This is a genomic window from Phenylobacterium sp. (assembly GCF_030697305.1).
In the GTDB taxonomy this organism is placed as follows: Bacteria; Pseudomonadota; Alphaproteobacteria; order Caulobacterales; family Caulobacteraceae; genus Phenylobacterium.
This window is the reverse complement of sequence record NZ_JAUYQL010000135.1, coordinates 43568-57574: the sequence shown is the minus strand read 5'-3', so window position 1 is coordinate 57574 and position 14007 is coordinate 43568. Positions and strand designations below refer to the sequence as shown.

Annotated in this window: 16 protein-coding genes; 9 read left to right on the top strand and 7 right to left on the bottom strand. The window is 69.7% G+C overall.

The window, feature by feature from the left end; all coding sequences use genetic code 11:
* Positions 1-67: 67 nt before the first annotated feature.
* The 6 genes from gshB to rdgB form a co-directional block, all read right to left on the bottom strand.
* Positions 68-1012, bottom strand: coding sequence for a glutathione synthase (gene gshB, locus Q8R27_RS14110; protein ID WP_305699620.1), 945 nt, complete (start codon positions 1010-1012; stop codon positions 68-70).
* Positions 1013-1072: 60 nt separating this feature from the next.
* On the bottom strand, positions 1073-1888 hold the full coding sequence (locus Q8R27_RS14105; protein ID WP_305699619.1) for a transglutaminase family protein: 816 nt from the start codon (positions 1886-1888) through the stop codon (positions 1073-1075).
* 18 nt (positions 1889-1906) lie between these two features.
* Positions 1907-2281: a YraN family protein gene (locus tag Q8R27_RS14100; protein WP_305699618.1), complete on the bottom strand. Its 375-nt coding sequence runs from the start codon at positions 2279-2281 to the stop codon at positions 1907-1909.
* Positions 2278-3150, bottom strand: a complete 873-nt coding sequence (rsmI, locus tag Q8R27_RS14095) for a 16S rRNA (cytidine(1402)-2'-O)-methyltransferase (protein ID WP_305699617.1) — start codon at positions 3148-3150, stop codon at positions 2278-2280. Before rsmI ends, Q8R27_RS14100 begins: the two co-directional genes overlap by 4 nt.
* A gap of 63 nt (positions 3151-3213) precedes the next feature.
* Positions 3214-4371, bottom strand: coding sequence for a radical SAM family heme chaperone HemW (gene hemW / locus Q8R27_RS14090; protein WP_305699616.1), 1158 nt, complete (start codon positions 4369-4371; stop codon positions 3214-3216).
* The gene (gene rdgB / locus Q8R27_RS14085) at positions 4368-4967 is read right to left on the bottom strand and encodes an RdgB/HAM1 family non-canonical purine NTP pyrophosphatase (protein WP_305699615.1); all 600 of its coding nucleotides are present in this window, start codon (positions 4965-4967) and stop codon (positions 4368-4370) included. The genes hemW and rdgB overlap by 4 nt, the downstream gene beginning before the upstream one ends.
* A 118-nt stretch (positions 4968-5085) precedes the next feature.
* On the opposite strand from rdgB, the gene Q8R27_RS14080 reads away from it, so the two are divergent.
* Both Q8R27_RS14080 and Q8R27_RS14075 read left to right on the top strand, forming a co-directional pair.
* Positions 5086-5616, top strand: coding sequence for a DUF2975 domain-containing protein (locus Q8R27_RS14080; RefSeq protein WP_305699614.1), 531 nt, complete (start codon positions 5086-5088; stop codon positions 5614-5616).
* Positions 5617-5629: 13 nt separating this feature from the next.
* Entirely contained in the window at positions 5630-5842 is a 213-nt protein-coding gene (locus Q8R27_RS14075) for a helix-turn-helix transcriptional regulator (RefSeq protein ID WP_305699613.1), read from the top strand.
* A 5-nt stretch (positions 5843-5847) separates the two neighbouring features.
* Here Q8R27_RS14075 and rph read toward each other — a convergent pair whose 3' ends face one another.
* A complete protein-coding gene (gene rph / locus Q8R27_RS14070; protein WP_305699612.1) occupies positions 5848-6564 on the bottom strand; it encodes a ribonuclease PH in 717 nt (238 codons plus the stop codon).
* A gap of 79 nt (positions 6565-6643) precedes the next feature.
* On the opposite strand from rph, the gene hrcA reads away from it, so the two are divergent.
* The 7 genes from hrcA to gyrB all read left to right on the top strand — a co-directional run bounded on the left by hrcA (position 6644) and on the right by gyrB (position 14004).
* Positions 6644-7744 carry a heat-inducible transcriptional repressor HrcA gene (gene hrcA / locus Q8R27_RS14065; protein WP_305699611.1) on the top strand — a complete coding sequence of 367 codons (1101 nt, stop codon included), beginning with the start codon at positions 6644-6646 and terminating at the stop codon, positions 7742-7744.
* Positions 7745-7756: 12 nt separating this feature from the next.
* Positions 7757-8365 carry a nucleotide exchange factor GrpE gene (gene grpE, locus Q8R27_RS14060; protein WP_305699610.1) on the top strand — a complete coding sequence of 203 codons (609 nt, stop codon included), beginning with the start codon at positions 7757-7759 and terminating at the stop codon, positions 8363-8365.
* A 102-nt stretch (positions 8366-8467) separates the two neighbouring features.
* Positions 8468-8731 carry a BrnT family toxin gene (locus Q8R27_RS14055; protein ID WP_305699609.1) on the top strand — a complete coding sequence of 88 codons (264 nt, stop codon included), beginning with the start codon at positions 8468-8470 and terminating at the stop codon, positions 8729-8731.
* Positions 8716-9054: a BrnA antitoxin family protein gene (locus Q8R27_RS14050; RefSeq protein ID WP_305699608.1), complete on the top strand. Its 339-nt coding sequence runs from the start codon at positions 8716-8718 to the stop codon at positions 9052-9054. Before Q8R27_RS14055 ends, Q8R27_RS14050 begins: the two co-directional genes overlap by 16 nt.
* Before the next feature lie 164 nt (positions 9055-9218).
* Positions 9219-10337 (top strand): DNA polymerase III subunit beta, encoded by a 1119-nt coding sequence (gene dnaN, locus Q8R27_RS14045; protein WP_305699607.1) that lies wholly within the window; start codon positions 9219-9221, stop codon positions 10335-10337.
* A gap of 89 nt (positions 10338-10426) precedes the next feature.
* Entirely contained in the window at positions 10427-11569 is a 1143-nt protein-coding gene (gene recF, locus Q8R27_RS14040) for a DNA replication/repair protein RecF (protein ID WP_305699606.1), read from the top strand.
* Complete coding sequence (gene gyrB / locus Q8R27_RS14035; protein ID WP_305699605.1) at positions 11566-14004, top strand: DNA topoisomerase (ATP-hydrolyzing) subunit B; 2439 nt, start codon at positions 11566-11568, stop codon at positions 14002-14004. The genes recF and gyrB overlap by 4 nt, the downstream gene beginning before the upstream one ends.
* Positions 14005-14007 lie beyond the last annotated feature (3 nt).

The window sequence follows — 14007 nt, the reverse complement described above, 5'->3', positions numbered from 1 at the left end:
GGTTGATAATTCGAGTTCTGTTCCCAGCGTTGGTCGGGACGAGGAGGCTATCGTCGGAAATGGGTCTCTAACTGGCGCGGATCGCTTCGATGCGTTCCCAGAGCTTTTCGGTGGCGTCTATGCCGGTGAAGCGCTTGAGCTGCTGGGCGCCGGTAGGGGAGGTGACGTTGATCTCGGTCAGGAACTCGCCGATCACGTCGATGCCGACGAACAGCAGGCCCCGGCGCTTCAGCTCTGGGCCGATGATCGCGCAGAGCTCCAGGTCGCGTGCGGTCAGCTCCACAGCCTCAGCCCGCCCGCCGACCCGCAGGTTGGAGCGGATCTGGCCTGCGTTGGGCACCCGGTTGACCGCGCCCACCGGTTCGCCGTCGACCAGCAGGATCCGCTTGTCGCCCTTGACCACGGCGGGGATGAACTTCTGGGCGATCACCGGCTCGCGGCCGATCATCGCGTGCAGCTCCAGCAGGGCGTCGAGGTTGGGATCGTCCGCCAACAGCCGGGCCACGCCCGACCCGCCGCCGCCGTACAGCGGCTTCAAAACGATGTCGCCCTGGCGCGCGCGGAAGTCGTAGATCGCCTCGACGTCGGAGGTGATCAGGGTCGGCGGTTGCACGCCCGGAAAGCCGGTGACGAACAGCTTCTCCGGCGCATTGCGCACCTCGGTGGGGTTGTTCACCACCAGGGTCTTCGGGTGCACCACGTCCAGCAGATGGGTGCTGGTGATGTAGGCCATGTCGAAGGGCGGATCCTGGCGCAGCAGCACCACGTCGACCTCCTCCAGGTTCAACCGCTGATAGTCGCCGAAGGTCGCATGGTCGCCCTTGGTGCGGCGGATCTCGACCGGGCGGCCACGGGCGGTGACCCGACCCTCTTCCAGGGACAGCTTTTCGGGCGTGTAGACGAACAGCGAATGGCCGCGGGCCTGGGCGGTCTCCATCATCAGGAAGGTCGTGTCGCCTTCGATATTGATCCCCTCCAGGGGGTCCATCTGAACAGCGACCTTCAATGGCATGGCGGGCTTCCTCGCGGCGAAGGTGATGCAGATACTCCGCACGCCGGCGACGCGCCAGGATCAGTTCAGGCGCAACCGCATGCGTTCGCGCTGGGCGCGGGCGGCCAACGCCGCGCCGCCGTCCAGCGCCGAGGCCCGCGCCAGCGCCTCCAGCGCCCCGGCCAGAGCGCCCTGGCCTTCCCGCGCGGCGGCGACGTCCAGCCACGGGCGGTGATCCTTGGGGTCGAGCAGGGCGCGCCTCAGCGCCGCGCGCTCGGCGCGGGCGTAGGCGCGCGCCGACTGGGCGCGGGCGAAGATGTTGTTCTGCAGGCGGATCAACACCGCACGGTTGCTTACCGGAGCCATCAGCCGGTCCAACCGGTCGGCGACGTCGGGCGTCAGGCCTGCGTGCAGGGCGCGCCTGGTCAGCTCCGAGGGCATCACCACCCGACCCTCGCTGAACGGATCCAGCGCCAGCGGACCCTCCTCGGTCTCGATGCGGAGCAGGAAGTGGCCGGGAAAATCCACGCCCTGCACTGTCAGGCCGCAGCGCCGCGCCACGTGCAGGTAATAGACGCCCAGCGCCACCGGCAGGCCCCTGCGGCGTTCGGCGACGGCCAGGAGGTCGGCGTTGTCGGGGTGCTCATAGGTGAACAGGTCGCCGTTCAGGCCCAGGTCGCCGGCCATCGCCTCGGCCAGGGCCTCCTCGGCGCTCTCGGTCTTCAGGCGGGCGGACAGGCGGTCGACCCCGGCGGCCGCTAGATCGCGCGCCGCCTGCGGGTCGCGGCTGGGGTCCTCATGCAGGGCGCAGGCGATCGCCGCGTCCAGCAGCGGGAAGTCACCATCGGAAGCCTGGCCGGCTTCGGTCAGAAGGATCTCGGCGTCCTCGCGGGTCATCACGCTACATCAATCGCCTTACGCGCCGTTCCAGGCGTCGCGACTATGCCGGGGAAGCTTGCCAGGGGCGAGCGCGATCAAATCGAGCCGCACGGCCGCGCCCTGAAGGCCTCTTCGGCGGGCAGCCAGCGAGCGCCCGGCGCGCCGCAGCCGTTCGCGCTGCTCGAAAGTCACCGCCTCCAGCGCCTGGGCGAGGCTAGCCCGGCGCTTCACCTCGACCACCGCCAGCACCGCGCCGCGCTGAGCGAGCAGGTCGATCTCGCCCTGCGGGGTGCGCAGCCGGAAACCCAGGATCCGGTAGCCCTTGAGCATCAGCCACAGCGCCGCCCACACCTCGGCCTGGCGGCCGGACAACCGCGCCGCCGCGCCGCGCAGGCTGCGGGCCTTGCTCATGCGCCGTCGCCCTTCAGCGTCATGGCCCGGCGGTAGAGGTCGCGGCGGGGAATGCCGAGCGCCTTGGCGACCTCGCTCGCGGCCTCGGCGGGTCGCAGCCGAGTGAGGGCGTCGCGCAGGGCCGTGTCGGCGTCTGCAGCGCTGGCCTCCTCCTCGCGGCCGGGTGCGACCAGGACGACGATCTCGCCCTTGGGCGCAGCAAAGGCGGGGTCGGTGGCGAGGTCGGGCAGGGGCCCACGGACCACCGTTTCATAGAGCTTAGTCAGTTCGCGGCAGACCACGGCCTCGCGCGGGCCGAACACATGAGCCATGTCGGCGAGGCTGGCGGCCAGTCTGGAGCCGCCCTCGAAGAACACCAGGGTGGCGCGGACGCCCGCCACCTCCTCCAGGAAGACGCGGCGCGCGGCGCTGCGGGGCGGCGGAAAACCCGCGAACAAGAACCGGTCGGTGGGCAGCCCGGCGACCGACAGGCCGGCCAGCAGCGCCGACGGGCCTGGGATGGCGAACACGGTGAAGCCCTCGGCCGCCGCCTCGAGCACCAGCCGGTAGCCAGGGTCGGAGATCAGCGGCGTGCCGGCGTCGGAGATCAACGCTACTCGCTCGCCGGCCGCGAGCTTGGCCATCACGCGGGGGCGCATGCGTTCGGCGGCGTGCTCGTCATAGCGCTCCAGCTTCGCCGACAGGCCGTAGGCGGCGAGCAGCTTGCCGCTCACCCGCGTGTCTTCGGCCAGCACCACGTCGGCGGCGTTGAGCACGTCGAGCGCACGCAGGGTGATGTCGCGCAGGTTGCCGATTGGCGTGGCCACTACATAGAGGCCCGGCGCCAGCGGCGCGTCGGACAGGATGGGCGGGATGATCGCGCGGGCCATGGCCGCGCAGGGTTCGCCGCTTGGCGCGCCGAAGGCAAGCCTCCACCCGCGCGCCGCGAGGGCTTAAGCGCCGGTGATCAGCGCGGCGGTGACCCGATCCAGCAACAGGCGGCCCTGGCGGGTTGCGCGCAGCCGCAGCGGATCGGCCGCCAGCAAGCCCAGATCGACCAGTTCACGCACCTGCTGGGACGAGGGCCGCAGGCCGAGCGCGGAAACCTCTTCGAAGCCCACCCCGTCGTCGATCCGCAGGCCGAGCAGCAGGCGTTCCTCCGCCGCTTCGACCGGGTTCAAAGTCTCGCGTGTCGCGAAGCCGACGCCGTGCTGGGCGACACGGGCGATGTAGTCCGCAGGCTTCATCGCCGCGATCGTCGCCTGCCGCGCGCCGTCGATCGCCAGACGCCCGTGCGCGCCGGGACCGGCGCCGACATAATCCCAGCCGCGCCAGTAGACGAGATTGTGCCGCGAGCGGGCGTCCTCGCCCCTGGCGTGGTTGGAGACCTCGTAGGCGTCGAAGCCGGCGGCCTCCAGGGTCCCCTGGGTCGTCTCGAAAAGGTCGGTGGCGGCGTCTTCGCCGGGCGGGGCGATGCGGCCACGGCGCACGGCGCGGTCAAACGGCGTGCCGTCTTCGATGGTCAGTTGATAGGGCGACAGATGTTCGGCGCCGAGGTCCAGGGCGGCCTGAAGCTCGTCACGCCAGGCGTCGACCGACTGTCCGGGGCGCGCATAGATCAGGTCCAGCGACAGTCGCGGGAAGGCTGCGCGCGCGGCGCGTGCGGCGCGCCTGCCGGCCGCCGCATCGTGATTGCGACCGAGGAAGCCCAACGCATCGTCGTTCAGCGACTGCAGGCCCAGCGAGAGCCGCCGGACGCCGGCGTCGGCGAAGGCCGCGAATCGGTCGGCCTCGGCGTCGGTGGGATTGGCCTCCAGCGAGACCTCGAGGTCCTCGGTGGGCGTCCACAGCTTGGCGGCGAGGGCGATGAGGCGCCCGGCCCACTCAGGGTCCATCAGAGAGGGCGTTCCGCCGCCGAAGAAGATCGAGACCAGCGACCGTGGGCCGCTCAGCGCCGCCTGGGCGGTGAGGTCAGCCTCGATCGCTTTCACCAGCGCCAGTTGTTCGTCGCGACGGCCGCGGTCGCGGAACACGTTGAAGTCGCAATAGGGGCAGATCCGCGCGCAATAGGGCCAGTGGACATAGACGCCCAGCGGCGGCCGGTTGGTCACAGCAGGGCGGCCTTGAGCTTGGCGAAGGCGACCGCACGATGGCTCATCGCGTCCTTCGCCGCCGACTCCATCTCGCCGAAGGTCAGCGCGCCGCCGGTCGGTGTGAAGATCGGATCGTAACCGAACCCCCGCGTGCCCCGCGCCGGGAAGGTCAGGGTCCCGTCGATGCGGCCCTCGACCGCCACCATCGGCCCGTCCGGCCAGGCGACCGCGAGCGCGCAGGTGAACCAGGCGGAGAAATCCTCCGCGCCGACCTCCTCCAGCCGGGACTCGACCTTGCGCATGGCCTCGCCGAAGTCGCGATCAGGACCGGCCCAGCGGGCGGAGTAGATCCCGGGCGCGCCGTCTAGGGCCGCCACCGACAGGCCGGAATCGTCGGCGAGCGCGATCAGGCCGCTGGCCTGGGCGGCGGCGCGGGCCTTGAGCAGGGCGTTGCCGGTGAAGGTGGTCTCGGTCTCGTCCGGCTCGGCCAGGCCCAGCTCGCCGGCGGTCACAAGGACGAAGCGGTTCTCGAGGATCTGCGCCAGCTCCACCGCCTTGCCGGGGTTGTGCGTCGCCACCACCAGGCGCGCGCCGGGCTCTAGCTTCAGGGCCATGTCGATCCTCCTGTCAGCGACGCGCGAGACCATAGGCGTGCGCCCGATCATCGCAAGGCGCGCCTGGGCGCACGCGATCGGCTAGGCTCGCGGCGCGGCAGGTCAGACGGAGCAACGCATGCGCGCCTTGGGTCCCGGCTCGGTGTCGAGCGTCCTGAAGATCGTCCTGGACGTGGTGTCCGGCGCTCTGTGGATCGCCATGGCGGCGGTGGGCCTGCTGATCCTCGCCGCCCTGCTGCTGAGCTTTGACCCGGACCTGCTGGCGGGTCTCGGCAGCGATGGCGCGGGCGCGCAGGTGACTGGCCGCGGGCCGCTGCTGGCGGCGGGGCTTGCGGCCGCGGCGCTGTACATTGGCGGCGTGCTGGCGATCGTCGGGCGGCTGCGGCGGATTTTCGCGACTCTGACGGCCGGCGATCCGTTCCATCCAGACAACGTCACCCGGCTGCGCACCATCGGCCTGATCCTGGCGGGGCTTGAGCTTGGCCGTTACCTGCTGTGGGCGCTGGGCGCCTGGCTGCTGCCGGGCGTCGACAAGGTGGAGCCGGACTTCAGCCTGACCGCGTGGTTTTCGGTGCTGGTGGTGTTCGTCCTGGCCGAGGTGTTCCGCGAAGGCGCCAGGCTTCGGCGCGAAGCCGAACTGACCATCTGAGGGAGCTTTCAGCGTGGCCGTGCGCATTCATCTGGACGAACTGCTGCTGGCCCGGCGCATGTCCCTGGCCGAGCTCGCGGACCGCGTGGGGATCGCCGCCGCGGACCTGGCGATCCTGCGCGACGGCGAAGCGCGCGCCTTGCGGTTCTCAACGCTGGACGTGCTCTGTCGGGAGTTGCAGTGCGCTCCCGGCGACCTGCTGACGTGGACGGCTGAGCCGGACTGAGCCCCTCAACTTCCGCTGGCGGCGCGCTGCAGCACGCACAGTTCGCCGATGCCTTTGCGGGCCAGGGCGAAGAGCTGTTCGAACTCCGCCTGGCTGAAGCCGCGCTTCTCGCCGGTGGCCTGGATCTCGACAATGGCGCCCGACCCGGTCAGCACGAAGTTGGAGTCGGCCTCGGCGTTGGAATCCTCCTCGTAGTCGAGGTCCAGAACCGGCGTGTCGGCGAACACCCCGCACGACACCGCCGCCACCTGGTCGAGGATCGGGTCGGTCTTGATCAAGCCTTCGTCCAGCATGTAGCGGGTGGCCTGGCGCACGGCCACCCAGGCGCCGGTGATGGCGGCTGTACGGGTGCCGCCGTCGGCCTGGATCACGTCGCAGTCCACCGAGATTTGCCGCTCGCCCAGCGCCTTCAGGTCGGTGACCGCGCGCAGCGACCGGCCGATCAGCCGCTGGATTTCCTGGGTGCGGCCGGACTGCTTGCCTTGGGCGGCTTCGCGGCGCCCGCGGGTGTGGGTGGCTCGCGGCAACATGCCGTACTCAGCGGTGACCCAGCCCTGGCCGCGGCCGCGCAGGAACGGCGGCACGCCCTCTTCGAGGCTGGCGGTGACCAGCACCTTGGTGTGGCCGAAGCTAACCAGGCAGGAGCCCTCGGCGTAGCGGTTGACGCCGACTTCGAGGGTCACGGCACGAAGCACGTCGGCGGCGCGTTCTGAAGGACGCATGGGCGGGTCTCCTTGGCGGGGGGGTGGGCGCTTGCGCCTCGGCAGGCGGCGCTTATCCTAGATCGCGAAGGTCCAGTCCATGGGCGCGCCGACCACGGAGCGATCACCACACGTGCCCAGCAGCCTGCTTACCCCCGGGCCGACCCTCGCCGAACTTGACGCCCGCGCCCGCGAGATCTTCCGGCATATCGTCGAGTCCTACCTGGACACCGGCGAGCCGGTGGGCTCGCGGACCCTCTCCAAGGCGGGCGTCCACCTGTCGCCGGCCTCTATCCGCAACACCATGCAGGACCTGACGCAGCTCGGCCTGCTGGGCGCGCCGCATGTCAGCGCCGGGCGGCTGCCGACCCACGCGGGCCTGCGGCTGTTCGTCGATGGACTGCTGGAGGTGGGTGACGTCGGCGAAGACGAGCGCCGGATGATCGAGGCGAGGCTCGCGGCCCGCGGCGGCAATTTCGAGGATGCGCTGAGCGAAGCGTCCTCGATCCTATCGGGCCTGGCCGGCGGCGCAGGCGTGGTGGTGACGCCGATCCGGGACGCCGGCGTGAAGCACGTGGAGTTCGTGGCGCTGGGCGTCGATCGGGCGCTGGCGATCATGGTGTTCGAGGACGGCTCGGTGGAGAATCGCCTGGTGCGCCTGGCCGCCGGGGTCACGCCCTCAGCGCTTACCGAAGCCTCCAACTTCCTCAACGCCTCGCTCAGCGGCCGCACCATCGCCGAGGCGCGCACCGACCTGGGCGCCGAACTGGAGCGGGCGAGGCGCGAGCTGGACGCCACCGCCGCGCGGCTGGTCGAGGACGGGCTGGCCGCGTGGGGCGGCGGCGACAACCAGGATCGCGCGCTGATCGTGCGCGGCCACGCCAATCTGCTGGGCGCGCCGCACGCCGCCGAGGACCTGGAACGCGTGCGCATGCTGTTCGGCGACCTGGAGCAGAAGGAGCAGCTGATCAACCTGCTGGACGGCGTGCGTGAGGGCGAGGGCGTGCGCATATTCATCGGCGCCGAAACGCGGCTGTTTTCGCTTTCGGGTTCCGCCGTGATCGCGGCCCCCTATATGACGGGCGATCAGCGCGTGCTGGGTGCGATCGGCGTGATCGGCCCGGCGCGTTTGAACTACGCCCGGATCATTCCGTTGGTGGATTACACCGCCCGCGTGCTTGGCCAGGTGATGAACAGCTAGACCAGGAACATGATGTCCGAAGATCACACCCCCGCCGCCGAAGAAGCCCAGCCCGCCGCCGAGACGGGTGAACTGGAGGCGCTGCGCGCCGAGGCCGCGGCGCTGAAGGAACAGGTGCTGCGCTACGCCGCCGACGCCGAGAACACCAAACGCCGCGCCGAGCGTGAGGCCAACGACGCCCGCGCCTATGCGATCCAGAAGTTCGCCCGCGACCTGCTGGGCGTCGCCGACAACTTGCAGCGTGCGCTGGCCGCCGCGCCGGAAGCCGTCGACGGGCCGGTGAAGAATTTCGTCGTCGGCGTCGAGATGACCGACAAGGAACTGCAGGCCGCATTCGACCGCAACGGCCTAAAGCGCGTCGAGCCTGCGCCCGGCGCCAAGTTCGACCCCCACCAGCACCAGGCGGTGATGGAGCAACCCTCCGCCGAGATCGCCGGCGGCGGCGTCATCCAGGTGTTGCAGTCCGGCTACGAGTTGTTCGGGCGCGTCGTGCGCCCGGCCATGGTCATCGTCGCCGCCAAGGGATCCGGGCCTCAGACGTCCGCCGAGCCCCAGGCGCACAACCCCTATGACGCCGGCGAAACGGACGCGTCAGGAGGCGCGGTGGACCGCACGGCTTAGGGCGTAGCGGGAGAGCGGGCTGCTCGGACGGTTACCGGTGGCATGTATGAATCATACAGGCTTTGACTTGAAAAACATGTATCTTTGTATATACGATAAGTCGTGATCGAGTTCGACGCCGCGAAGGACGCCGCCAACATCGCGAAGCACGGGATTTCTCTGGCGGAAGCGGGTGGGATGGATCTCGACGAAGCCCTCGTGGCGCAGGATAGCCGCTTCGACTACGGCGAGGATCGTTTCGTCGCCGTCGGGCCGATCGACGGCGATCTGCGGGTGCTAGTCTACACACCTCGCGGCTCGGTGACGCGGGTGATCAGTCTTCGACCCGCTAGCGACAAGGAGACGGCGAGATGGCTGAGCCGGTAATTTTCGAGGACGATGCGCCGGAATTGGACGACGCATTCTTCGCCGAGGCTCTGCCCGCGCGCGAGGTGATGTCCAAAGCGACCCAGGCAAGCTTTAAGGCGCGCGGCCGACCGAAGTCTGTCGAGCCTAAGGTCGCCATCAGCCTTCGCGTCGATGCTGCAGTGGTCGACGCCTACAAAGCGACCGGGGCGGGTTGGCAGACGCGTATGAACGAGGCGCTCAAAGCGTCGCTCGGACGGGTAGCGCGTAAAGAACTCGGGGCCGCACGAGCAAAATCGGCGAACTCTCGCAACTCCGGCAGCTTGAAAAAAGCAGGTTCCTGAGGCCGGCGTGTCCGTGGCCGTGACTACCCCGCGAAATGCCTCGCCCGGGGCCCTTCTGGGGCCTTTCGCCGGCTCCGGATTCCGCTAAGGTCGCAGGCCCTTTCCCTTGGGGATGCGGGGTCGCGGCCGAGCTTGGCCCGCGCCTTGATGAGGTCGGACGGCACATGAAGTTGACGATTGAGCGGGCGGCGCTGCTGAAGGCGCTGGGCCACGTGCAGAGCGCGGTCGAGCGGCGGAACACCATCCCGATCCTGTCCAATGTGCTGCTGTCGGCGGACCGCGACCGCCTGAGCTTCTCCGCCACCGACCTGGACATGGAGATCATCGACCAGGCGTTGGCCCAGGTGGACCAGCCCGGCCAGATCACCGCGCCGGCCCACACGCTCTACGAGATCGTGCGCAAGCTGCCGGACGGCTCCGACGTTCAGCTCAGCTTCACCGGCGAGGACCCGCGCCTGACGGTGGCCGCCGGCCGATCGCGCTTCAACCTGCCGGTGCTGCCGTCGGGGGATTTCCCGGTGATGTCGTCGGACGGGCTGTCGGGGCGCATCGGCGTCGACGTCGCCGACCTGATCCGACTGATGGACAAGACCCGCTTCGCCATCTCCACCGAGGAGACGCGCTACTACCTGAACGGCCTCTACCTGCACACGGTGGTCGAGGACGGCGTGGCCAAGTTGCGCGCCGTCGCCACCGACGGCCACCGCCTCGCCCTGGCCGAGATGCCGGCGCCGGAAGGCGCGGTGGGATCGCCGGGCGTGATCGTGCCGCGCAAGACGGTCGGCGAGGCGCGACGCCTGTTGGACGACGCCGGCGAGCAGGTCGACCTGCAACTCAGCGCCCAGAAGGTGCGCTTCGAATTCAACGGCGCAGCGCTGACCTCCAAGGTCATCGACGGCTCGTTCCCCGACTACAGCCGGGTGATCCCGCGCGACAACAACCGGGTGATGCTGGTCGACAACAAGCTGTTCGCGCAAGCCGTCGACCGGGTGGCGACCATCTCGGCCGAGAAGTCGCGCTCGGTGCGCATGGCCATGGAGCCCGGGCGCATGGTCCTGACCGTGCGCAACATGGAGGCCGGTCAGGCGGTCGAGGAGCTGGAGATCGACTACGACGGCGAGCCGTTCGAGCTGTCGTTCAACGCCCGCTACCTGCTGGACGTCACCGATCAGGTCTCCGCCCCCCAGGCCGAATTCCGCTTCGGCGGGCCCAACGACCCTGCCCTGGTCCTCGACCCCACCGACGCCGACGTCCGCTACGTGCTGATGCCGCTGCGAGTGTAGGCGCGCTCCGTCTCCCTTGGGGAAAAGGGTCGGAGAGACGGTGCGAGCCGATCTTCGCTCCGTTGGCCAAAACCCGCTAAGAGCGGGCGGTGCGCACGGCTCTCACACGTCTGACCCTGACGGATTTCCGGTCCTACGCCAGCGCCGAGCTCGCGCTGGACGGGCGCGCGGTGTTCCTGGTGGGGCCGAACGGGGCGGGGAAGACCAATCTGCTGGAGGCGGTCAGCCTGCTGACGCCGGGGCGGGGGCTTCGCGGGGCGAGCCTGGCCGAGGTCGGCCGGCGGATGCCCGGCGAGGCGCAGGGGCGCGCCTGGGCGGTCGCCGTCAGTATCGAGGCCGATGGAGAGGTGGTGCGACTGGGGACCGGCATCGAGCAGGCCGGTTCCGCGCGACGCACTGTGCGGCTGGAGGGCGAGACCGTGCCGCCCGGCCGGCTCGCCGACTACCAGCGCCAGGTGTGGCTGACGCCGGCCCAGGACCGGCTGTTCCTGGAGGGCGCGGGCGAGCGGCGGCGGTTCTTCGACCGGCTGGTGTTCGCCGCAGAGCCGGCGCACGCCGCTCATGCGGGCGCCTACGACAAGGCCCAGCGCGAACGCATGCGCCTGCTGATCGACGGCGCGGGCGATCCGGTCTGGCTCGACGCGCTGGAGGCGCGGCTGGCGCGGGCCGGCGCGCTGATGGCGGCGTCGCGGGCGCGGGCGCTGGAAGCGCTGAGCGCCGAGATCGCCGGGCGCGGCGACCGGCCGTTCCCCCAGGCGCGCCTGACCCTCACCGGCGAGTGGGAGCAGATGGCCGCATCCGGCGTCGAAACCGATGAGATCGAAGCGCGACTGGGCCGCGCATTGGCCCTCGCCCGCGAGCGTGACGCCGCCGCCGGACGGGCGCTGACCGGGCCGCATCGGGGCGATCTCGCGGTCTGGCACGCCGAAAAGGACCGTGCGGCGGCCGAATGCTCGACGGGGGAGCAGAAAGCGCTGATATTAAACCTGGTTTTGGCCCAGGCGGCGCGACTTTCGCGTGCAGAATCAGCCCCGAACCCTATATTGTTGTTGGACGAAGTCGCAGCGCATCTGGACCGTCGCAGACGGGCGGCGCTGTTCGACGAAATCACCGCGCTCGGTCTCCAGGCCTTTCTCACCGGCACGGACGAGCATCTGTTCGAAGACCTCAAGGGCCGGGCTCAAGGCGTGCGCGTGGACGCCGCCGGCCATGCGATTTTGGAAAACCTATGACCCCCAGCGAAACCCCCAACGAAACCGGCGGCGAGAACCCCGGCCAGGCCGAGTATGGCGCGGAGTCGATCAAGGTGCTCAAGGGCCTGGACGCGGTGCGCAAGCGCCCGGGCATGTACATCGGCGACACCGACGACGGCTCTGGCCTGCACCACATGGTCTATGAGGTGGTCGACAACGCCATCGACGAAACCCTGGCGGGCTGGGCGACACGTGTCGAGGTGATCCTCAATCCCGACGGCTCGGTGACGGTCACCGACGACGGGCGCGGCATCCCGACGGACATCCATGAGGGCGAGGGGGTCTCGGCGGCCGAGGTCATCATGACCCAGCTGCATGCCGGCGGTAAGTTCGACCAGAACTCCTACAAGGTCTCCGGCGGCCTGCACGGCGTCGGCGTCTCCGTGGTTAACGCCCTGTCGGACTGGCTGAAGCTGAAGATCTACCGGGGCGGCAAGGCCTACGAGATGGAGTTCCGGCGCGGCGACCCAGTCTCGCCCCTGGTGGTCACCGGCGACGCGCCGCTGCGCGAGAACGGTGAGTTCCTGTCCGGCACCGAGGTCACCTTCATGGCCTCCAACGAGACCTTCTCACTGGTCGAGTACGATCGCAAAACGCTGGAGCACCGGCTGCGGGAGCTCGCGTTCCTCAACTCCGGCGTGACCATCTGGCTGAAGGACAACCGCGAGGCCGAGCCGTTCGTCGAGCTGCTGCACTACGACGGCGGCATCGAGGCGTTCGTACGCCACCTGGACAAGGCCAAGACCGCGCTGCTGAAGGCGCCCATCGTGATCCGCGGCAAGCGCGAGAACGTCGAGCTCGACATGTCGCTGTGGTGGAACGACGGCTACCACGAGAACGTCCTCTGCTTCACCAACAACATCCCGCAGAAGGACGGCGGCACCCACCTGGCGGCGTTCCGCTCGGCGCTGACGCGGATCATCACCGGCTATGCGGAGAGCTCCGGCGCGACCAAGCGCGAGAAGGTCTCGCTGTCCGGCGAAGACGCCCGCGAGGGCTTGACCTGCGTGCTGTCGGTCAAGGTCCCCGATCCCAAGTTCTCGTCGCAAACCAAGGACAAGCTGGTCTCGTCCGAGGTCCGCCCGGCCGTGGAGGGGCTGGTCTCCGAAGGCATCGGCCAGTGGTTCGAGGAGCATCCCACCGAAGCCAAGCTGATCGTCCAGAAGATCGCCGAGGCCGCCGCCGCCCGCGAGGCGGCCCGCAAGGCCCGCGACCTGACCCGGCGCAAGACCGCCCTCGATATCTCCTCGCTGCCCGGCAAGCTCGCCGACTGTTCGGAGAAGGATCCGGCCAAGTCCGAGATCTTCCTGGTCGAAGGCGACTCCGCCGGGGGCTCGGCCAAGCAGGCGCGCAACCGCGAGAACCAGGCCGTGCTGCCCCTGCGGGGCAAGATCCTCAACGTCGAGCGCGCCCGCTTCGACAAGATGCTGGGGTCGGACCAGATCGGCACCCTGATCACCGCGCTGGGCGCCGGCATCGGCCGAGACGACTTCGACATCGAGAAGATCCGCTACCACAAGATCGTGGTGATGACCGACGCCGACGTCGACGGGGCGCACATCCGCACCCTGCTGCTGACCTTCTTCTATCGGCAGATGCCGCAGGTGATCGAGCGGGGGTACCTCTATATCGCCCAGCCGCCGCTCTATAAGGCGACCAAGGGCAAATCCTCCCAGTACCTCAAGGACGAGGCGGGCTTGGAGGCCTACCTGATCGGCGAAGGCGTCGACGGGGCGGTGCTGCAGCTCGCCAGCGGCGAGCAACTGGCCGGCGCCGACCTTCTGGCGCTGGTGCAGTCTGCGCGCGGGGCCAAGGCCAATGTCGAGCGGTTGGCCGCGCGGGCTCCAGCCTTCGCCATCGAGCAGGCCGCACTCGCCGGCTTGCTGGGCGAGGCGTCCGACGTCGCCGCCGCGGCCCGGCGTCTCGACCTCTACGCTGAGGAAGGCGACGGCGGCTGGACCGGTGAAAAGGGCGACCTGGGCGGCTTCGTGTTCTCGCGCATCAAGCGCGGGGTGTCGGAGCGCATCGTCCTGGACGACCTGCTGCTGCACGCCGCCGACGCGCGTCGCCTGGCGGAGCGCACCGCGGCCATGTCCGAGACCTTCTCGGCCCCAGCCAACTTCAGCCGGCGCGACCGGTCCACCCAGGTGCGCGGGCCGATCGACCTGGTGAACGCGGTGATGGAGGCCGGTCGCCGCGGCCTGACCGTCCAGCGCTACAAGGGCCTGGGCGAGATGAACCCCGACCAGTTGTGGGAGACGACGCTGGACGCCAGCGCGCGCACCCTGCTGCAGGTCAAGGTGACCCACGCGGACGACGCCGACGACATGTTCACCCGCCTGATGGGCGACCTGGTCGAGCCGCGCCGCGAATTCATCCAGGAATTCGCCCTGGACGCCGAGGTGGACGTCTAGGGG